Below are 18,569 nucleotides of genomic sequence, written 5' to 3'. Positions count from 1 at the left end.
GCTCGCGACGAAACGGACCCTGGCCACGCTCACTCGAAGAGCGCGTCGAGCGCCTGCTCGAGGCGCGTCACCGGCACCACGGCGAGGCCGGCGGGCGCTTCCTTGGGCGCGTTGCCGCGCGGCACGATGGCGCGCTTGAAGCCGTGCTTGGCCGCTTCCTTCAGCCGCTCCTGGCCGCTCGGCACCGGGCGGATCTCGCCGGACAGGCCGACTTCGCCGAACACCAGCAGGTCGTGCGGCAACGGGCGGTTGCGCAGGCTGGAAATCACCGCCGCCATCAGCGCCAGGTCCGCCGCGGTTTCCAGCACCTTGACCCCGCCGACCACGTTGAGGAACACGTCCTGGTCGTAGGTGGGGATGCCGCCGTGGCGGTGCAGCACCGCGAGCAGCATGGCCAGGCGGTTCTGGTCGAGGCCAAGGGTCACGCGGCGCGGGTTGGCCAGGTGGCTGGTGTCCACCAGCGCCTGCACCTCCACCAGCATCGGCCGCGAGCCTTCCCAGGTGGCCATCACCACGCTGCCGGGCACCGCCTCCTGGGCGCGGGTGAGGAAGATCGCCGAGGGGTTGGAGACTTCCTTCAGGCCCTTGTCGGTCATGCCGAACACGCCGAGCTCGTTGACCGCGCCGAAGCGGTTCTTCACCGCGCGCAGCAGGCGCAGGCGGCCGTCCGGCTCGCCCTCGAAATAGAGCACGGTGTCGACCATGTGCTCGAGCACCCGCGGGCCGGCCAGCGCGCCCTCCTTGGTGACGTGACCGACCAGGAACACCGCCGTGCCGCTCTGCTTGGCGAAGCGCACCAGCAGCGCGGCGCTCTCGCGGACCTGGGCGACGCCGCCGGGCGCCGACTGCAGCTGTTCGGTGAAGATGGTCTGGATCGAGTCGATGACCATCACCTTCGGCTTTTCCTGGCGCGCGGTGGCGATGATCGACTCGATGCAGGTCTCGGTCATCACCTTGAGCCTGTCCTGCGGCAGGTCCAGGCGCCGGGCGCGCATCGCCACCTGCTGCTGGGATTCCTCGCCGGTGACGTAGAGCGCCGGAAAGCGCTGGGCGATGCTGCACAGCGTCTGCAGCAGGATGGTGGACTTGCCGATGCCGGGGTCGCCGCCGATGAGCACCACCGAGCCGTCCACCAGGCCGCCGCCGAGCACCCGGTCGAGCTCGCCCGAGGCGGTGGAGAAGCGCGGCACTTCCTCGACGCTGACTTCGGCCAGGGTCTTGATGTTGGCCTGGTCGCCGGCCCAGCCGGCGCGCCCGGATGGCGGCGCGGCGCCTTCGATCAGGGTCTCGACCAGGGTGTTCCAGGCGCCGCAGTCACCGCACTGGCCGGCCCACTTGGGAAAGGTCGAGCCGCACTCGGTGCAGCCGTACATGCGCTTGGCCTTGGCCATTGGGGAACCCCTGCTTCGATGAAGGGGCGCATGATAACGCGATGCCCGGGCGGCCGTGCCGACCGGGCGCACGTCCGCAGCGGCCGGCTGGCGGCCGGCCTGCGTCAGGGGCCGGCGCTCAGCCGCCGCAACGACCGCAGCAACCGCCGCCGGCGCGCCTGAGCTGGCGGGCGATGTCGTCCTTGAGGGCGACGCGCTCCTGCTTCAGGGCCGCCAGCGAGGCCTCGTCGAGCGTCTCGATGCCCTCCTCGATGCGGCAGATGCGCTTGTCCAGGTGCTCGTATTCCAGGGCCAGGCGGGCGAAGCGGTCGTCCTGCTGGCGCAGGCGGTGCAGCTCGTCGCGTTGGTCGGCGAAGTCGCGGATCAGCGGGTGGTGTTCAACGTGCATGGGAAGGCTCCAGCGGACGGAATCGACGGCAAGCTACCGTCGCCGCCCGTGGGGCCTGATGACCTGGATCAAGATTGTCGTGCCGTGAGACGAGGTTTCGGGTAGATATTGCGTTTTACCGACGAGAGTCACCTATGCAGGAACATCCAGGGCGTTGCAGCGCCTGTCGGGACGGGCATTCGCTCGAATTCCCGATCAGCATGGCCTTCCAGCCGATCGTCGACCTGAGCGCGCGGCAGGTGTTCGCCTACGAGGCGCTAGTGCGCGGTGCGGCGGGCGAGGGGGCGGGGCAGGTGCTGTCGCGCGTCACCGCGCAGAACCGCTACAGCTTCGATCAGGCCTGCCGCACCACGGCGATCGAGTGGGCGGCGCGGCTCGGGCTGTCGGTGCGGCTGTCGATCAACTTCATGCCCAACGCCGTGTACAAGCCCGAGACCTGCATCCGCGCGACCCTGGCGGCCGCCGAGCGGGCCGGCTTCGCACTGGACCGGATCGTCTTCGAGGTGACCGAGCAGGAGCGGGTGCACGACACCGGCCATCTGCTGGACATCCTGAGCGCCTACCGGGAAATGGGTTTTCGCACCGCGATCGACGACTTCGGTGCCGGTTACGCCGGGCTTGGCCTGCTGGCCGACTTCCAGCCGGACCTCATCAAGCTGGACATGCACCTGATCAGGGGCATCGCAACGGATCGTGTGCGGCAGGCGCTGGTACGCAGCGTGCTCGCCTGCTGCGACGAACTCGGCATCGAGGTGATCGCCGAGGGTGTGGAAACGGCGGACGAACTGAGCCGGCTACGCGACATGGGTATCCGCCTGTTCCAGGGCTACCTGATCGCCCGGCCGGGCTTTCAATCGCTGCCCGAGCCGGTCTACCCATGACGGGGAACCGCAATCGTATGGTCCGGTCTTTGCCATGGGGCAAGCCGGCAGGCTGACAGAGAGGAGCACACATGAGCCTGATCAACGAGTTCAAGGCCTTCGCCATTCGCGGCAATGTGATCGACATGGCGGTCGGCATCATCATCGGCGCGGCGTTCGGCAAGATCGTGTCGTCCTTCGTGGGCGACGTGATCATGCCGCCGCTGGGGCTGCTGATCGGTGGCGTCGATTTCAGCAACCTGCAGATCGTGCTGAAGGAGGCGGTGGGGGATACCCCGGCGGTGACGATCGGCTACGGGCGCTTCATCCAGACGGTGGTCGACTTCACCATCATTGCCTTTGCCGTGTTCATGGGCGTCAAGGCGGTCAACCGCCTCAAGCGCAAGGAGGCCGAAGCCCCCGAAGCGCCGCCGGCGCCCTCTGCGGAAGAGGTGCTGCTGACCGAGATCCGTGACCTGCTCAAGGATCGCCGGGAACTTTGACAAGCCCGCCCGGCGTGGCCGGGCGGGCGGTCGTGTCAGTCGGTGACGACCATGACTTCCGGTTTGGGGGTCTCGGCGGTGCTCGCCGGCAGCAGGGGGTAGGCGACTTTCGGCTGCTCGCCGGTGAGGCTGTGCAGGAAGGCGGTGATGGCGCTGACCTCTCCCTCGTTCAGCTGCCGGCCCAGCTGGCTGTCGCCCATGATCGCGACCGCCTGCTCCAGGTCCCAGACCTCGCCGCTGTGGAAGTAGGGCGCGGTCAGCGCGACGTTGCGCAGCGGCGCGGCGCGGAACACGTACTCGTCGGTGGCCGTCTGGGTCACCGCGAAGCGGCCCTTGTCGTCCTCCGGCAGAATCTCCGCGCCGGGCTTCTTGACCACGCCGAACGGGAAGTAGCCCTGGCCGCCGAGGTTGACGCCGTTGTGGCAGCCGGCGCAGCCGGTGTCCATGAACAGCGCCAGGCCCTGCTTCTGCTTTTCGTCCAGTGCGTTCAGGTCGCCGCCCAGGTAGCGGTCGAAGGGCGAGTGCGGGGTGATCAGACTGACCTCGAAGGCCTCCAGCGCGGTGGCCATGTTGTCGAAGCTGACCGGCTCGGCGCTGTTCGGGAACGCCTTGGCGAAGGCCTCGACGTATTCCGGCATGCTGCGCAGGGTGGCCTCGACACGATCGGGTGTGCTGTTCATCTCCACGCTGGCCTGCACCGGGCCCTTGGCCTGTGCCTGCAGGTCGCCGGCGCGGCCGTCCCAGAACTGCGCGATGTTGAACACCGCGTTGAGCACCGTCGGCGAGTTGCGCGGGCCTTTCTGCCAGCCGTGGCCGATGGAGGTGGGCACGTTGTCGCTGCCGCCCACGCCGAGGTTGTGGCAGCTGTTGCAACTGATGATGTGGCTGCTCGACAGGCGCGGCTCGAACCAGAGCTTGTGGCCGAGCTCGGCCTGGGCCTGGCTGATGGCCTGGCCACGCACCTCGGTGACTTCGGTGGGGATCGGCTGGAAGAGCGCCTGGGCGCGTTCTTGCAGGGGATCGGCAGCGGCCGCCTCGGCTCCGAGGAGTGCGCCGATCAGCAGGGGAAGGCTGTATCGCATGGGGATGGTTTCCGTGTCGCTGGGTTACGGCTTCAGGAAGCCCTTTTTGCCGCGAACGGGTCTTGATCCCGGTCAAGCGAAGCGGCGCGGGCGCCTGCGCCCGGGTGTCGCAGGCAGGTCGAATGCGGCCTTGCAGGTGATCGGTGGCGGGGCCAGAATGACCCGCAACCCACATGGCCCACGCCATACACGCAAGGATTCCCGATGCCCGAACCCGTTGCCGGCCTGCGCCTGGCGCCCGATGCGCTGACCCGCCCGTTCCATCCCGACCAGTTCAACTTCCAGACCACCGACGAACTCGAGCCCTTCCTCGGCGTGCTCGGCCAGGAGCGCGCGGTCGAGGCCCTGCAGTTCGGCGTGGCCATGCCGCGCCCGGGCTACAACGTGTACGTGATGGGCGAGTCGGGTACCGGCCGCTTTTCCTTCGTCAACCGCTACCTCAAGGCCGAGGGCAAGCGCCTGGAGACCCCGGCCGACTGGGTGTACGTCAACAACTTCGACGAACCGCGCGAGCCGCGCGTGCTGCAGCTGCCGCCGGGGCGCGCCAGCGAATTCATCGAGGATGTCGGCCAGCTGATCGCCAACCTGCTGGCGACCTTCCCGGCGGTGTTCGAGCACCCGAGCTTCCAGCAGAAGAAGAGCGCCATCGACCGCGCCTTCAACCAGCGCTACGACCGCGCCCTGGACGTCATCGAGAAGCTCGCGCTGGAGAAGGAGATCGCCCTCTACCGCGACAGCAGCAACATCGCCTTCACCCCGATGAAGGATGGCAAGTCGATGGACGAGGCCGAGTTCGCCCAGTTGCCGGAGGCCGAGCGCGAGCGCTATCACGAGGACATCTCCGCGCTGGAGGTGCGCCTGAACGAGGAGCTCGCCAGCCTGCCGCAGTGGAAGCGCGAATCCAGCAACCAGCTGCGCCAGCTCAACGACGAGACCATCACCCAGGCCCTGCAGCCGCTGCTGGCGCCGCTGTCGGAGAAGTGGGCGGAGAACGCCGGGGTCGAGGCCTACCTGCAGGCGGTGCAGGTGAACCTGCTGAAGACGGTGGTCGAGCAGCTGGTCGACGAGAACCGCTCCGAGGCGCAGACGCGCGCGATGCTGGAAGAGCAGTACAGCCCGAGCCTGGTGGTCGGCCATCACGCCAGCGGCGGCGCGCCGGTGGTGTTCGAGCCGCACCCGACCTACGACAACCTGTTCGGCCGCATCGAGTACAGCACCGACCAGGGCGCGCTCTACACCAGCTACCGGCAGCTGCGTCCGGGGGCGCTGCACCGCGCCAACGGCGGCTTCCTGGTGCTGGAGGCGGAGAAGATGCTCGGCGAGCCGTTCGTCTGGGACGCGCTCAAGCGCTCGCTGCTGTCGCGCCAACTGAAGATGGAGTCGCCGCTGGCCGAGCTCGGCCGGCTGGCCACCGTGACCCTGACCCCGGAGGTGATCCCGCTGCAGGTCAAGGTGGTCATCATTGGCTCGCGGCAGCTGTACTACACGCTGCAGGAGCTCGATCCGGACTTCCAGGAGATGTTCCGCGTGCTGGTGGACTTCGACGACGACGTGCCGCTCGCCGAGGACAGCCTCGAACAGTTCGCCCAGTTGCTCAAGACCCGCACCTCGGAGGAGGGCATGGCGCCGCTGAGCGCCGCCGCCGTGGCGCGCCTGGCCACCTACAGCGCACGCCTGGCCGAGCACCAGGGACGGCTGTCGGCGCGCATCGGCGACCTCTTCCAGCTGGTCAGCGAGGCCGACTTCATTCGCCAGCTGGCCAAGGAGGAGGTGACCGACGTCGGCCACATCGAGCGCGCGCTCAAGGCCAAGGCCACGCGCACCGGGCGGGTCTCGGCGCGCATCCTCGAAGACATCCTCGCCGGGGTGATCCTGATCGACAGCGAGGGCGCGGCCATCGGCAAGTGCAACGGGCTGACGGTGCTGGAGGTCGGCGATTCGGCGTTCGGCATGCCGGCGCGGATTTCCGCCACCGTCTATCCGGGCGGCTCGGGCATCGTCGACATCGAGCGCGAGGTCAACCTCGGCCAGCCGATCCACTCCAAGGGCGTGATGATCCTCACCGGCTACCTCGGCAGCCGCTATGCGCAGGAATTCCCGCTGGCGATCTCGGCGAGCATCGCGCTGGAACAGTCCTACGGCTACGTCGACGGCGACAGTGCCTCGCTGGGCGAGGTCTGCACGCTGATCTCCGCGCTGTCGCGCACGCCGCTCAAGCAGTGCTTCGCCATCACCGGCTCGATCAACCAGTTCGGCGAGGTGCAGGCGGTCGGCGGGGTGAACGAGAAGATCGAGGGCTTCTTCCGGCTCTGCGAGGCGCGCGGGCTGACCGGCGAGCAGGGGGCGATCATTCCCTTCGCCAACGTCTCGACGCTGATGCTCGACGAACGGGTGCTCGAGGCGGTACGCCAGGAGCGCTTCCATGTCTACGCCGTGCGCCATGTCGACGAGGCGCTGGCGCTGCTGGTCGGCGAGCCGGTCGGCGCCGCCGACGAGCAGGGCAATTTCCCCGAAGGCAGCGTCAATGCGCGGGTGGTCGAGCGGCTGCGCGACATCGCCGAGATCGAACTGGGCGACGACGAGCGGGAGGCGCGGCACGAGAAGGAGGTCCTGCTGGCCAAGGAGCGCATCGCCACCGGCGGGCGCGACAAGGCGGCCGGCGGCTGACCGCCGGGCTGTCGGCGGCCGGGGCAGCGGAACGATGGAGCGCGGCAAGGGTCTGCAAACAAGGAGATCACGGGCGGTGTCGCCGCCGCGTGACATTACTTGGGGTTCCGACCGCCCGGGGCGGTCCGGAACATGCCGCGAGGACCGCCTGTATGCCGCACAGCCTCTGCCTGACACGCCAGTGCCTGGGTTTCATGACCCGCATCGAATGTGAGATCCGTCCCCTCGCCGGAGAGAACGGCCTCTGGACCCTATTGTGCGCCGCCGGCATGGCCGGTGCGCAGCCGACCGCGATCAAGGCGCAGGGGCCCTTCCATGGCTCGCGCAAGGCCGAGTCGGTGCTCGAAGCCATCGTCCGCAGCCTGCGTGACCAGGGCTACGACAAGGCCGAGGACCCGTCCATCTGGCGCCTGCACATGCAGGCCGAGCTGCGCCGGCTGAACGCGAAGCTGGGCCGGCCGGTCGGCCGGATCAGCCCCGCGCCGAGGGCCGAGACGCCACCGGAGCGCTGACGCCAAATCCTGTTACCTTGGCAGTGCGTCGATAGCGCGCTCCGGCTTGTCTGCGACCGGGCGCTCCGTATACTCGCCTGCCAGGTCCCCAGACTCGGTCTTTCATGGAACGCTTCTTCGAAAACTGCATGTACGCGGCGCGCTGGTTGCTCGCGCCGATCTATTTCGGTCTCGCCTTCGCGCTGCTGGCGCTGGCGATCAAATTCTTCCAGGAAATCTTCCACATCCTGCCGTCGGTGCTGGAGCTGTCGGAAGCGGACCTGATCCTGATGCTGCTGTCGCTGGTGGACATGGCCCTGGTCGGCGGGCTGCTGGTGATGGTCATGCTCTCCGGCTACGAGAACTTCGTCTCGCAGATCAACGTCGACGAAGGCAAGGAGAAGCTCGACTGGCTCGGCAAGATCGATTCCGGCTCGCTGAAGATGAAGGTCGCCGCCTCGATCGTGGCGATCTCGTCGATCCACCTGCTGCGCATGTTCATGGACGCCGAGAAGATCGGCAGCGAGAAGCTCATGTGGTACGTCATCATCCACCTGACCTTCGTCTTCTCCGCCTTCGCCATGGGCTACCTGGACAAGATCACCAAGCATTCCCACTGAGCTGCGCCGGGCCCGCGCGGCGGTGCGGCAGGGGCGGGGCTGTGCTAGTCTGGCCGGCCTTTTTCGATGCCCTGGAGCCCGCGATGAGCGACCTCGACCTTTCCACCGACGAAACCCGCGTGAGCTACGGCATCGGGCGCCAGCTCGGCGACCAGCTGCGAGACAACCCGCCGCCGGGCATCAGCCTCGACGCGGTGATCGCCGGCATCCGCGACGCCTTCGCCAACGCCCCCAGCCAGGTGGCGCCGGAAGCGCTCAACGCGGCCTTCAAGACCATTCGCGAGCGCATGCAGGAAGAGGCTCGCGTCAAGGCCGAGGCGGCAGCGGGCGAGGGGCGTGCGTTCCTGGCCGAGAACGCCAGGCGCGACGGGGTGGTCGTGCTCGAGTCCGGCCTGCAGTACGAAGTGATCGCCAGTGGCGAGGGCCCGCGCCCAAGCCGCGACGATACCGTGCGCACCCACTACCACGGCACCCTGATCGACGGCAGCGTGTTCGACAGCTCCTACCAGCGCGGCCAGCCGGCGGAGTTCCCGGTGGGCGGGGTGATCGCCGGCTGGACCGAGGCCCTGCAGCTGATGAACGCCGGCAGCAAGTGGCGTCTCTACGTTCCCAGCGAGCTGGCATACGGCGCGCAGGGCGTCGGCAGCATCCCTCCGCACAGCGTGCTGGTGTTTGACGTCGAGCTGCTCGACGTCCTCTGATCCCGCCTCAGCACAGCCGGCCGGTGGCGGCCACTTCGCCCTCCGCCGGCCGCAAGGCACGCGCATAGCTGAACAGGAACAGGGTACGCACCTGTTCCTTCAGCACCCCCGGCTCGCAACTGTTCAGCGCGGCCAGCTCCAGATCGCCCTGATTGCGCAATTCTTCCAGCGCCGTTTCGTCGAGCGTCACGCACACCGCCCCGGTCTGGCGGTTGAGAATGCGAAGGTACGGATGGGGTCGGTCCAGCCAGGCATCGATGAGGTAGGTCATGAAGGTGTCCTCCGGCTTGCGTGTTCGCAATTGAGAATAATTACTATTTGCGAAATAGCAAGAGTCTATTGCGATTCCGTGCATAGCGACCTGCACGGCAAGGTGGGAGCGGTGGGAAGCAACTGTCTCGACTGCAGAGCGAATCCCCTCCGTGCGTAGCCAAGGCTCGGCCTGCAGTCGCCGCGAGGGCGCCCCTCCCACAGAGTTCGGTGGGTGCCGTTCGCTTTTCGCCCGCCCTCGGGGCGATGCGCTTGTGGGAACAATCTTGACCGCGGCGCTTTTGGCCTGACCGGGAACGGGACCGAGTTGCCTGTGGGGCCGTGCTGCCCGTAGGGTGGAAAACCGCGCAGCGTTTTCCACCACGCTTCGTATCCTCGGCCCGGCACAGCATCAGCCGAACCCGATGCGTGGATGAGGCTGCGCCGTCATCCACCCTACGCCGCTGAATGTCCACCGCAGCATCCCGCGGTCTTGACCGCGAACGAACCTGCACGGCGCCGTGGCCCAAGGCGTATCACCCCTCTCCCTCCGAGTGAGGAGCCGGCGCGCGGGGCTTCCCTCATCCGGCCCTGCGGGCCACCTTCTCACGGAGGGAGAAGGGAACGGGGGCGGGGCGCTGCCTGCCTCGTGTTCACACCTTCGCTTCGCCCCGGCGCAGGCCGCTACCCAGCAAGGCGAGGGCCTGGGTGTCGCCGTTACGCTTGGTGCCAGTTCGTGCCGAGGTGCAAGCCATCGGTCCCCGGCCTGCGCCGGGGCGACGGGAAGTGAGGTAACGCTCTTTGCCGGCGCGTCGTGGCGCGGCTCCTTGCTTTCCAGCGGTGTCCCCCCTTTGTTCGGGCTCGACAGGTTTGCTGGCGGCGGGTTGCCGGCAAACTCGGCCCCGTACTTGCTTGGGCCATCGGCGCACCGTTCTCCAAAGGGCTCATGTCCGGGAGGCATAACGTGGGATAACCATGACGGTTGGTCGGACAGGCTCGGAGGCGAAATAGTGATGCGTTTTTCCCAGGTAGAGGCGTTCAGGGCGGTCATGCTGTCCGGCTCGACGACAGCGGCCGCCAGAATTCTTCATACCTCCCAGCCGAATATCAGCAGGGCTATCGCTCAACTCGAAGCCCAGACCGGTTTGCGCCTGTTCGAACGCTTGCCGGGGCGGCTGGCGCCTACGAGCGATGGTGTTTCGTTCTTCAAGGAGGTGCAGCGCAGTTTCGCAGGACTGCAGCATCTGGATGAGGCGGCCAAGCGAATCCGCCGATTCAGTGGCCGAGCGCTGACCGTTGCGGCGATCCAGATCCTGGCACTGGGGCTGATTCCACGCACCATCAAACGATTCGTCGAGAACTGTCCGGAAGCCAGCATTTCGATCCATACCGGGCATTCCACTGCGGTGACACGCTGGGTGGACGACCAGACCTGTGATCTCGGTATCGTCTCCCAGCTCGACGAAACCTATGGGCTGGATGTCGAGAAGCTGTATGAGCTGGATGCGGTATGCGTGATGCCCCGGGGGCACCGTCTGGAAAACAAGCCGTACATCACCCCGCAGGACCTGGCGGGTGAGCGCTACATTTCCTTCCCCCGGAGCGACAAGGGGTATTCCGAAGTCGACCACGCCTTCGAAAGCGCTGGAGTTCCTCGCAGCATCAACCTGGAAACCTCTTATAGCTCGATCACCTGCTCCCTGGTGGCGCAGGGGCTGGGCGTGGCCATCGTCAACCCGCTGGCAGCGCTGGATTATCGAAATGCGGGCATCCTGGCGCGCCCCTTTCTCCCCGCCATCAGGCATTCCGGCTATGTCATCTACCCCAGGGACCGGGTTGCCGATCGGCTGATCTCAGGTTTTATCGAGACAATAAAAACAGTTCTCGCTGCCGATCAGAAACTGCTTTGATCGCTTGCTCAGTCTCCCTCGCTCGATATGCAAGGCGCCGCGCGCCAGGCACTTCGGCATCTATTCGAGCGCCAGCGCAAGGGTATATCCGTCATGCATAGCGCGATGCGTATTTCTATTGGCGCTGCCTGGGCAGGCTCGTTAACGTTCTTTGGCGGCGCAATGGGAATCCGAAACTAATTGTTGCCCCATAAAAATAAACCCGCTGCACTGCTTTAGAACTTGCCTGTTCAGTATGCACCAAATCGAATCCCGGTTTGTGGGGTGCATACATTGGTTAGCCTGGGCGCACAAGGAGCACGGAATTGAAAGTCATCAACGCGATTGTTTTCATCGGGGCCGCTGGGATCAGCACCTTTACGCTGGCGCAGGATACTTTGTACATGGCCGGTTATTCCGGCGACACCCAGAGGCTACTCGAAAAGGAGATCATTCCGGCATTCGAGGCCAGCCATGACGTCAAGGTGGTTTATGTGCCCGGCAATTCCAGCGAGATTCTCGCCAAACTCCAGGCGCAGCGCGGCAATCAGGAAATCAACGTCGCGCTGATGGACGACGGCCCCATGCACCAGGCCGTGCAGATGGGCCTGTGCGGCAAGGTCGAGGATGCCGCCGTCTACGATGAACTCTATGACATGGCCAAGAGCAGCGCGTTCGCGGGAAAAGCCGTGGGGGTGGGGCTGCTGGCCACCGGCATCGCCTATAACCGGGAGCGCTTCGAGGCGAACCACTGGGCCGCACCGGTCTCCTGGAATGACCTGATGGATGAAAAGTTCGCCCAGCGCGTTACGTCGAATCCTATTTCAGGCACATACGGGCTGAATGCACTGATCATGTTCGCACGCCTCAATGGCGGCGACGAACACAATATCGAGCCGGGCTTCGAGGCGGTTCGCAATAATCTCGCGCCTCATGTCATTAGTTGGTCGTCCTCCAATGCCCAGTTGGCGCAAATGTTCCAGAACGGCGATATCGATATTGCCGTGTGGGGCAGCAGCCGTGCGGTGGCGTTGAAGAAGACCGGATTCCCGGTCGAGTTCGTCTATCCCCGCGAGGGCGCACCGGCGATCGTCGCTTCGACCTGTGCCGTGGTGGAAAACAAGTTGCCGGAGAAATCCCAGGCGTTACTTCAATACCTGGCCTCTGCTGAAGTTCAGGCGAAGTTGGCCGTCGAGGGTTTCGGCCCCGTTAATCGCCAGACGACGCTGGATGCCGCGGTGGCGGCGGAAGTTCCTTACGGCGAGGAGATGATCTCCAAACTCCTCACCTTCGATTGGGATGCCATCAACCAGAACCGGGCGCAATGGACCAGGCAATGGAACCGGACCGTGGAGCGATGACCACGGCCGCTTTCCCGCCGCGAGTACATGGACAAGTCTGAGCAGTTTTTATGAGCAAACTTTCGATACACGGTCTGGTGAAGACCTACGCGGGCGGCTTTCAGGCCGTCCGTGGCCTGGATCTGGAGGTCGAGAGCGGTGAGTTCATCTCGCTGCTCGGTTCTTCCGGCTGCGGCAAGACCACGACCCTGCAGATGGTGGCCGGTTTCGTCGAACCCACTGCCGGTACGGTCCGGGTCGACGGCCGCGACCTGGCGGGCGTGGCGCCCGAAAAGAGGGACATGGGCGTGGTCTTTCAAAGCTACGCGCTGTTTCCGCACATGACAGTGGCGCAGAACGTCGCCTTCGGCCTGCAGATGCGCAAGATCAGGCGTCGCGAGCTGGATGAGCGCGTGGCCGAGGCGCTGTCGATGGTCCGGCTGTCCGGCCTGGAGAGCCGTTACCCCAGCGAGCTGTCCGGCGGCCAGCGCCAGCGGGTGGCCATCGCCAGGGTGCTGGCGATACGTCCGCGCGTGCTGCTGCTGGACGAGCCCATGTCCAATCTCGATGCGAAGCTGCGCGGCGAAATGCATGTGGAGCTGCGCAGCCTGCAACGGCGGCTGGGCATCACCACGATCCTGGTGACTCACGATCAGGTCGAGGCCATGACCATGAGCGACAGGATCGCGGTGATGGCCAAGGGCGGCATCGCCGAGCTGGGGACCCCGCAGCAGATCTACGACCGGCCGAACTCGGAATTCGCCTTCAAGTTCCTCGGCCTGACCAACGAGCTTTCCGGCCAGGTGCTTTCGGTAGGGAACGGCACGGCCAGCGTTCGGGTCGGGCAAGCCTGCCTGCCCTGGAAGGATGCCGGCCTGCCGGTGGGGAAGGACATCCGCTTCTTCCTCCGCCCCGAGCGCATCCGCCTGTGCCCGATCGAGGTCGCCCGCTGCCGCGCTTCGGTGGTGACCCGGCTGTTTTTGGGCGGCGTGTGGTTCTACGAGGTCGAGAGCGAGCTGGGCAGCCTGCGCATGACCGTGCTCAACGCAGGTCTCGCGCAACCCCAGGAAGGGGAGGTCGTCGGCATCACCTGGAACGACGATGACCTGCAACTGGCCGGCGCGGAGGTGGGGCATGGCTGACTCCTTCTATCGGCCCAATGGCGCGCAGTGGGCGCTGTCCTCCCCGGCCCTGGCGTTGTTCCTCGGCCTGCTGGTGGTGCCGCTGGCGCTGACCGCTCTGCTCTCGTTCAGCGCGTTCCACGAGATTCATGGCATTCAGGTCGGCCATACCCTGGGCAACTACCTCGACATCCTTTCCGACGGTTATTACTACGAGCTGTTCCTGCGTACCGGGGCGATGGCGTTGGGCACCACGGCGATCTGCGTGCTGCTGGGGGTTCCCGAGGCGATCGTGCTCTACCGCATGCGCCCGATGTGGCAGGGCGTGTTCTTCGTGGTCATCCTCGGGCCGCTGCTGATTTCCGTGGTGGTCAGGACGCTGGGCTGGTCGATCCTGCTTGGCCGGGAAGGCTTCATCAATACGGCGCTGATGTCCCTGGGGCTGGTGGACAGGCCGCTGCTGCTGATGTTCTCCATGACCGGCGTCCTCATTGCCCTCACCCACGTCATGATCCCGTTCATGATCATCGCGGTGTGGACTTCGTTGCAGAAGCTCGACGGGCAGGTGGAGCACGCCGCGCGCTCCCTCGGCGCGGGGCCGCTGACCACCTTCCGCCGCGTCCTGCTGCCGCAACTGCTCCCCGGCATCCTGTCGGGAAGCATCATCGTGTTCACCCTGTCGGCTTCGGCCTTCGCCACGCCGGCGCTGATCGGTGGCCGCAAGGTCAAGGTGGTCACCACCGCCATCTACGACGAGTTCCTCACCTCCCTGGACTGGCCGTTGGGCGCCGCCGTCGCGGTCCTGCTGCTGCTCGGCATCCTTCTGGTGGTGATCGGCAGCAACCGCTTCATGGAGCGCAAATACAGGCAGGTGTTCGCATGAGCCGGAACATCGGGCGGAACGGGCCGCTGGCCTGGCTGTTCCATGGCGTGTTCACCGCATTCATCGTCGCGCCGCTGGTGGTGATCGTGCTGGTGTCCTTTTCCGACAAGGGCTACATCTCCATGCCGTTCGAGGGCGCCTCGCTGCGCTGGTACCGCGCCATCCTGGAGGCGCCGGAGCTGGTGAACGCCTTCTGGCTGTCCATCGGCCTGGGCCTGGGGGCGGCTACCGTGGCGACCCTGGTGGCGGTCCCCGCGGCGCTGGCCATCGCACGGTACCGCTTCATCGGCCGCGACGGGCTGACCGCGCTGATCCTGTCGCCGCTGATGATCCCCCACGTGGTGCTGGGGGTGGCCTTCCTGCGGTTTTTCTCGCTGATGGGCTGGACGGGATCCTTCGTGGCGCTGCTGCTGGTCCATGCGCTTATCGTCGTGCCCTATTCGCTGCGCCTGACGTTGGCCGCGCTGGCCGGAATGAACCTGGAGGCCGAACTGGCCGCGCGGTCACTGGGTGCCTCGCGCTGGACCACGTTCCGTCGGGTGCTGTTGCCTCTGATCGTGCCGGGGGTGGCCGGTGGCTGGGTGCTGGCGTTCATCCAGAGTTTCGACGAAGTCACCATGACGATCTTCATCGCCACGCCCGGGACGACCACCTTGCCGGTCGCGCTATACAACCGCGTGTCCTTGATGACCGATCCGGTCACCACCTCGGTATCGACGGTGATGATCGTCGGCACGGTGGTCCTGATGCTCATCCTGGATCGTGTGGTGGGGCTCGACAGGGTCTTGCTGGGCAAGAAATAGAACGCAACCGACTTCACAACATGCTTCGCCTCTCGGGCGAGGGCGGGCGACGTGCGCCCGCTTCACAGGAAAACAGGCCCGTTTGCGGGAGTGATTTATGAGCAATGAACGTTTGACCGTCGTGGGCGGCGGGCTGGTGGGATCGGCCATCGCCTATGGCGCGGCGCGCCGGGGAATATCGGTCCGTGTGCTGGACCAGGGGGATACGGCGTTCCGGGCCTCCCGTGGCAATTTCGGGCTGATATGGGTGTCCAGCAAGGGCGGCGGCATGATGCGCTATGCCCGCTGGACGCGGGACGCGGCGCGGCTGTGGCCGGAACTGCACGAGGAGTTGCTGGCGCTGACCGGCGTGGACACCGGTCTGCAGCAGACCGGCGGGTTCTGGCTGGGCTTCAGCGAAAAGGAAGTCCAGGCACGGGCCGAGCTGCTGGAGAAGATCGACAAGGGCGCGGGCGGCATACCCTACCGGATGATGGAACCGGCCGAACTGCGACAGTACCTGCCCGGCCTCGGGCCAGCCGTGGTCGGCGGCAGCTTCGGCGCCCACGACGGGCAGGTAAATCCCTTGATGCTGCTCCGCGCCTTGCACGCCGGGCTGAAGAAAAGAGGCGCCGAGATCATCAGCGGCGTGGATGTCGTCGATGTGCGTCACCAGGCCGACAGCGGCCAGTTCTCGATCCTCTCCCGCGACGGTCAGCGCTGGAGCAGCGACAGGCTCGTGCTGGCCGCCGGGCTGGGCATTCCTGCCCTGGCGGAGAAGGTCGGGCTGTATGCGCCGGTCATCACCACGCGGGGCCAGGTGCTCATCACCGAGCGCCTGAAACCCTTCCTGCACTACCCCACGAACAAGGCCAGGCAGACCCGCGAAGGCTCGGTGCAGATCGGCTCGACTTCCGAGGATGTGGGCTTCGACGACCGCACCACCACCGACAAGATCGAATGGCTCGCCCACCGGGCCGTGGCGACCTTCCCGGCGCTCAAGGCTGCCCGGCTGGTGCGGGCCTGGGGTGCCTTGCGGCCGCTGACGCTGGACGGCTATCCCATCTACCAGCGTTCCGAAAGCTGCCCGGGCGCGTTCGTCGCCATATGCCACAGCGGGGTGACCCTGGCGGCCGCCCATGCGTTCGTGATCGGTCCCTGGATGGCGGGGCTCACCCAGCCCCCGCCGGATTTCGAGGTGTTCCGCAGCGATCGTTTCCTGGACCCCAACGCGAGTTTTTCCCATGACCACTGATTCCTTGTTTCGCCTTTCGAACCTGGCCGAAGGGGCGACCGTGACCATCGATTTCGAAGGCCAGGCGATGGAGGTGCCCGAGGGGATCAGCGTGGCCGCCGCGCTGCTGGCCTGCGGGGCACGGGATTTCCGCTCCAGCGTGGTGGGCGATCAGCCCAGGGCGCCCTACTGCATGATGGGCGTCTGCTTCGAGTGCCTGGTAGAGATCGATGGCGTGCCGGCCAGGCAGAGCTGCCTGATTCCGGTCCGCGGCGGCATGTGCATCAAGCGCCAGTCGGGTGCTCCGGCGCTGGACATCGAAGACGAAGGAGAAGGCCATGAGTGACGTCAGCGCAGACCTGGTCATCATCGGCTGCGGCCCGGCGGGCATGTCGGCGGCCTGCGAGGCGCGTGCGCTGGGCCTGTCGGTGGTGGTGCTCGACGAGCAGAACGAGGCGGGCGGGCAAATCTACCGCCGTATCTCGACCGCCCCGGCGCCATTGAAGGAACTGCTCGGCGCGGACTATGCCGCCGGCCAGCGCCTGGCCACCGCATTCGGTGACAGCGGAGCCCGTCATGTCGGCGGCGCGGCCGTGTGGAACGTCAGCCCGGCGGGCGTGGTGGACTATGTCGCGCAGGGCAGGGCGCAGAAGGTCTCCGGCCAATTCGTGCTGCTGGCCAGCGGAGCCATGGAGCGGCCCTTTCCCATCAAGGGCTGGACCCTGCCCGGCGTGATGGGGGCGGGGGCCGGGCAGATCATGCTCAAGGGCGCGGGTACGCTGCCGCGCGACCCCGTGGTGCTGGCCGGATGCGGTCCGCTGCTCTACCTGCTCGCCTGGCAGTACCTGCGGGCCGGCGTGAAGATTCGCGCCTTGGTCGATACCACGTCGTGGGCGGCCCATTTGCGCGCCTTGCGCCATGGGGCCGCAGCGATAAGGGGCTGGCGGGATCTGCGCAAGGGCCTGGAGTTGCTATCGCTCATTCGGCGCGAAGGCGTGCAGGTCTACCGGGGCGCCAGCGGGTTGGCCATCGAGGGGGCGGAGCGTGCCGAAGGGCTGCTGTTCCGTCATCGCAAGGAAATGGTGCGCGTGCCCGCGTCCTTGATCCTGCTGCACCAGGGGGTGGTGCCCAACGCCCAGCTCAGCTGGTCCGTCGGGGCGAAGCACGAATGGAACGCCGAGCAGCTGTGCTGGCAACCGCTGACCGATGCGGCGGGGCGCCTGGGAGACCTGCCCATCTATGTCGCGGGCGACAGCCGGGCCATCGTGGGCGCCAAGGCGTCGGCCATCCAGGGGCGCCTGGCGGCCCTGGCGATAGCCGGCCAGCTCGGGCAGGGCGCCGACACCGAGCAGCGTGCCCGGCAGCTGCAGGGCGAAATGGCGCAGGCGACCCATATCCGACCGTTCCTGGACGTGCTGTACCGGCCTCTGGACGAGCACCGCATCCCGCCGGCCGACGATGTGCTGGTCTGCCGCTGCGAGGAAGTGACCGCCGGGCAGATACGCCACTACGTGGCGCTGGGGTGCCAGGGGCCCAACCAGGCCAAGGCCTTCGGCCGCTGCGGCATGGGGCCCTGCCAGGGCCGCCTGTGCGGCCTCACCGTAACCGAGCTGATCGCCCAGGCCCGGGCGGTCGAGCCGTCGCAGGTGGGCTATTACCGGATTCGCCCGCCCATCAAGCCCGTCCTGCTCGGTGACTTCACCGAATAGGCCCAACCGTAATGATCAACAGAAGGAAGACAGCATGAGCGCTATCACGCGTATAGAGACCGACCCGCGCCGCAGCCGCACGGTGGTGTACAACGGCATGGTATTCGTCGGTGGAATGACCGCCGATGATCGCAGCCAGGGCATCGAGGGGCAGACACGGCAGGTCCTGGCCAAGATCGAGGACTACCTGGCCAAGGCCGGCACCGACAAGTCGCGCCTGCTCACCGCGCAGATCTGGATCAAGGACATCGTCAACGACTTCGCCGGCATGAACGACGTCTGGAACGCCTGGACGGCACCCGGCGCGGCGCCGACCCGGGCCACCGCCCAGTGCGCGTTGGCCTCGCCGGACATCCTGGTGGAAATCATCGTCACTGCGGCCCTGCCGGAATAGTCGCCTGCCTGCCCGTTCACCCTGCCCTGCGCCGACCATCGCCTCGCGGGGTAGCCGGCCGACCAGGCAGGATCAGGTATCGACATATGGGTGATGCCCCGGTGCCTGCTGCTGTAGGAGCAAGCGCTGCTTGCGACCGCTATTGCGGCAGGTCCGCTGGATGAGCGAAGGGCATACATGCAGCCTCTCGCCCAGCCTTCTCCCGGCGTATGAGCCGGAGGGTGAGGGGTTGGTTTGGTGGGGGTTCGTGGCTCGGTGCAGATCC

General features: G+C 66.5%; 19 protein-coding genes. 15 read left to right on the top strand and 4 right to left on the bottom strand.

What is annotated here, in order from left to right; genetic code table 11:
* Window positions 1-29: 29 nt before the first annotated feature.
* On the bottom strand, window positions 30-1,391 hold the full coding sequence (gene radA / locus H610_RS0117485) for a DNA repair protein RadA (RefSeq protein WP_028240891.1): 1,362 nt from the start codon (window positions 1,389-1,391) through the stop codon (window positions 30-32).
* 118 nt (window positions 1,392-1,509) lie between these two features.
* Window positions 1,510-1,779: a YdcH family protein gene (locus tag H610_RS0117480; protein ID WP_028240890.1), complete on the bottom strand. Its 270-nt coding sequence runs from the start codon at window positions 1,777-1,779 to the stop codon at window positions 1,510-1,512.
* 134 nt (window positions 1,780-1,913) lie between these two features.
* On the opposite strand from H610_RS0117480, the gene H610_RS0117475 reads away from it, so the two are divergent.
* A complete protein-coding gene (locus H610_RS0117475; RefSeq protein WP_028240889.1) occupies window positions 1,914-2,660 on the top strand; it encodes an EAL domain-containing protein in 747 nt (248 codons plus the stop codon).
* Between the two features lie 71 nt (window positions 2,661-2,731).
* Complete coding sequence (mscL, locus tag H610_RS0117470) at window positions 2,732-3,142, top strand: large-conductance mechanosensitive channel protein MscL (RefSeq protein WP_028240888.1); 411 nt, start codon at window positions 2,732-2,734, stop codon at window positions 3,140-3,142.
* 35 nt (window positions 3,143-3,177) lie between these two features.
* Here the strand turns inward: mscL and H610_RS0117465 are convergent, their stop codons facing one another.
* Window positions 3,178-4,224 (bottom strand): cytochrome-c peroxidase, encoded by a 1,047-nt coding sequence (locus H610_RS0117465; RefSeq protein ID WP_028240887.1) that lies wholly within the window; start codon window positions 4,222-4,224, stop codon window positions 3,178-3,180.
* A gap of 204 nt (window positions 4,225-4,428) precedes the next feature.
* Here H610_RS0117465 and H610_RS24120 point away from each other — a divergent pair, with 204 nt between their 5' ends.
* The 4 genes from H610_RS24120 (at window position 4,429) to H610_RS0117445 (ending at window position 8,703) form a co-directional block, all read left to right on the top strand.
* Window positions 4,429-6,891 (top strand): Lon protease family protein, encoded by a 2,463-nt coding sequence (locus H610_RS24120; protein ID WP_152529127.1) that lies wholly within the window; start codon window positions 4,429-4,431, stop codon window positions 6,889-6,891.
* A gap of 152 nt (window positions 6,892-7,043) precedes the next feature.
* Complete coding sequence (locus H610_RS24115) at window positions 7,044-7,403, top strand: PA4575 family protein (RefSeq protein ID WP_051231861.1); 360 nt, start codon at window positions 7,044-7,046, stop codon at window positions 7,401-7,403.
* Window positions 7,404-7,507: 104 nt separating this feature from the next.
* The gene (locus H610_RS0117450) at window positions 7,508-8,002 is read left to right on the top strand and encodes a TIGR00645 family protein (RefSeq protein ID WP_028240886.1); all 495 of its coding nucleotides are present in this window, start codon (window positions 7,508-7,510) and stop codon (window positions 8,000-8,002) included.
* A gap of 83 nt (window positions 8,003-8,085) precedes the next feature.
* On the top strand, window positions 8,086-8,703 hold the full coding sequence (locus H610_RS0117445; RefSeq protein ID WP_028240885.1) for an FKBP-type peptidyl-prolyl cis-trans isomerase: 618 nt from the start codon (window positions 8,086-8,088) through the stop codon (window positions 8,701-8,703).
* Window positions 8,704-8,710: 7 nt separating this feature from the next.
* On the opposite strand, the gene H610_RS0117440 is transcribed toward H610_RS0117445, so the two are convergent.
* Window positions 8,711-8,974, bottom strand: a complete 264-nt coding sequence (locus H610_RS0117440) for a PA4570 family protein (protein WP_028240884.1) — start codon at window positions 8,972-8,974, stop codon at window positions 8,711-8,713.
* Window positions 8,975-9,965: 991 nt separating this feature from the next.
* Between H610_RS0117440 and H610_RS0117435 the strand changes: the two genes are divergently transcribed.
* The 9 genes from H610_RS0117435 to H610_RS0117395 all read left to right on the top strand — a co-directional run bounded on the left by H610_RS0117435 (window position 9,966) and on the right by H610_RS0117395 (window position 18,304).
* Entirely contained in the window at window positions 9,966-10,862 is an 897-nt protein-coding gene (locus H610_RS0117435) for a LysR substrate-binding domain-containing protein (protein ID WP_169338864.1), read from the top strand.
* Between the two features lie 305 nt (window positions 10,863-11,167).
* Window positions 11,168-12,202: an ABC transporter substrate-binding protein gene (locus H610_RS0117430; RefSeq protein ID WP_051231848.1), complete on the top strand. Its 1,035-nt coding sequence runs from the start codon at window positions 11,168-11,170 to the stop codon at window positions 12,200-12,202.
* 50 nt (window positions 12,203-12,252) lie between these two features.
* On the top strand, window positions 12,253-13,323 hold the full coding sequence (locus H610_RS0117425) for an ABC transporter ATP-binding protein (RefSeq protein ID WP_028240881.1): 1,071 nt from the start codon (window positions 12,253-12,255) through the stop codon (window positions 13,321-13,323).
* Window positions 13,316-14,185, top strand: a complete 870-nt coding sequence (locus H610_RS0117420) for an ABC transporter permease (RefSeq protein WP_028240880.1) — start codon at window positions 13,316-13,318, stop codon at window positions 14,183-14,185. Before H610_RS0117425 ends, H610_RS0117420 begins: the two co-directional genes overlap by 8 nt.
* A gap of 8 nt (window positions 14,186-14,193) precedes the next feature.
* Window positions 14,194-14,988: an ABC transporter permease gene (locus H610_RS0117415; protein ID WP_028240879.1), complete on the top strand. Its 795-nt coding sequence runs from the start codon at window positions 14,194-14,196 to the stop codon at window positions 14,986-14,988.
* A gap of 121 nt (window positions 14,989-15,109) precedes the next feature.
* On the top strand, window positions 15,110-16,222 hold the full coding sequence (locus H610_RS0117410; RefSeq protein ID WP_236614320.1) for an NAD(P)/FAD-dependent oxidoreductase: 1,113 nt from the start codon (window positions 15,110-15,112) through the stop codon (window positions 16,220-16,222).
* Window positions 16,212-16,547 carry a (2Fe-2S)-binding protein gene (locus H610_RS0117405; RefSeq protein WP_028240877.1) on the top strand — a complete coding sequence of 112 codons (336 nt, stop codon included), beginning with the start codon at window positions 16,212-16,214 and terminating at the stop codon, window positions 16,545-16,547. The genes H610_RS0117410 and H610_RS0117405 overlap by 11 nt, the downstream gene beginning before the upstream one ends.
* Window positions 16,540-17,910, top strand: a complete 1,371-nt coding sequence (locus H610_RS0117400) for an FAD/NAD(P)-dependent oxidoreductase (protein ID WP_028240876.1) — start codon at window positions 16,540-16,542, stop codon at window positions 17,908-17,910. The genes H610_RS0117405 and H610_RS0117400 overlap by 8 nt, the downstream gene beginning before the upstream one ends.
* Before the next feature lie 34 nt (window positions 17,911-17,944).
* Entirely contained in the window at window positions 17,945-18,304 is a 360-nt protein-coding gene (locus tag H610_RS0117395) for a RidA family protein (protein WP_028240875.1), read from the top strand.
* The last annotated feature ends 265 nt before the right edge of the window (window positions 18,305-18,569 follow it).

It is taken from the genome of Stutzerimonas azotifigens DSM 17556 (assembly GCF_000425625.1).
Taxonomy (GTDB): Bacteria; Pseudomonadota; Gammaproteobacteria; order Pseudomonadales; family Pseudomonadaceae; genus Stutzerimonas; species Stutzerimonas azotifigens.
Note: the sequence above shows the minus strand (reverse complement) of the source record. Positions and strands in the feature narration are given on the sequence as shown.

Bases quoted from the DNA above. Each gene is read 5' to 3' on its own strand.
- radA (WP_028240891.1), bottom strand. From the start codon at position 1,391: ATGGCCAAGGCCAAGCGCATGTACGGCTGCACCGAGTGCGGCTCGACC.
- H610_RS0117480 (WP_028240890.1), bottom strand. From the start codon at position 1,779: ATGCACGTTGAACACCACCCGCTGATCCGCGACTTCGCCGACCAACGC.
- H610_RS0117475 (WP_028240889.1), top strand. From the start codon at position 1,914: ATGCAGGAACATCCAGGGCGTTGCAGCGCCTGTCGGGACGGGCATTCG.
- mscL (WP_028240888.1), top strand. From the start codon at position 2,732: ATGAGCCTGATCAACGAGTTCAAGGCCTTCGCCATTCGCGGCAATGTG.
- H610_RS0117465 (WP_028240887.1), bottom strand. From the start codon at position 4,224: ATGCGATACAGCCTTCCCCTGCTGATCGGCGCACTCCTCGGAGCCGAG.
- H610_RS24120 (WP_152529127.1), top strand. From the start codon at position 4,429: ATGCCCGAACCCGTTGCCGGCCTGCGCCTGGCGCCCGATGCGCTGACC.
- H610_RS24115 (WP_051231861.1), top strand. From the start codon at position 7,044: ATGCCGCACAGCCTCTGCCTGACACGCCAGTGCCTGGGTTTCATGACC.
- H610_RS0117450 (WP_028240886.1), top strand. From the start codon at position 7,508: ATGGAACGCTTCTTCGAAAACTGCATGTACGCGGCGCGCTGGTTGCTC.
- H610_RS0117445 (WP_028240885.1), top strand. From the start codon at position 8,086: ATGAGCGACCTCGACCTTTCCACCGACGAAACCCGCGTGAGCTACGGC.
- H610_RS0117440 (WP_028240884.1), bottom strand. From the start codon at position 8,974: ATGACCTACCTCATCGATGCCTGGCTGGACCGACCCCATCCGTACCTT.
- H610_RS0117435 (WP_169338864.1), top strand. From the start codon at position 9,966: ATGCGTTTTTCCCAGGTAGAGGCGTTCAGGGCGGTCATGCTGTCCGGC.
- H610_RS0117425 (WP_028240881.1), top strand. From the start codon at position 12,253: ATGAGCAAACTTTCGATACACGGTCTGGTGAAGACCTACGCGGGCGGC.
- H610_RS0117420 (WP_028240880.1), top strand. From the start codon at position 13,316: ATGGCTGACTCCTTCTATCGGCCCAATGGCGCGCAGTGGGCGCTGTCC.
- H610_RS0117405 (WP_028240877.1), top strand. From the start codon at position 16,212: ATGACCACTGATTCCTTGTTTCGCCTTTCGAACCTGGCCGAAGGGGCG.
- H610_RS0117400 (WP_028240876.1), top strand. From the start codon at position 16,540: ATGAGTGACGTCAGCGCAGACCTGGTCATCATCGGCTGCGGCCCGGCG.
- H610_RS0117395 (WP_028240875.1), top strand. From the start codon at position 17,945: ATGAGCGCTATCACGCGTATAGAGACCGACCCGCGCCGCAGCCGCACG.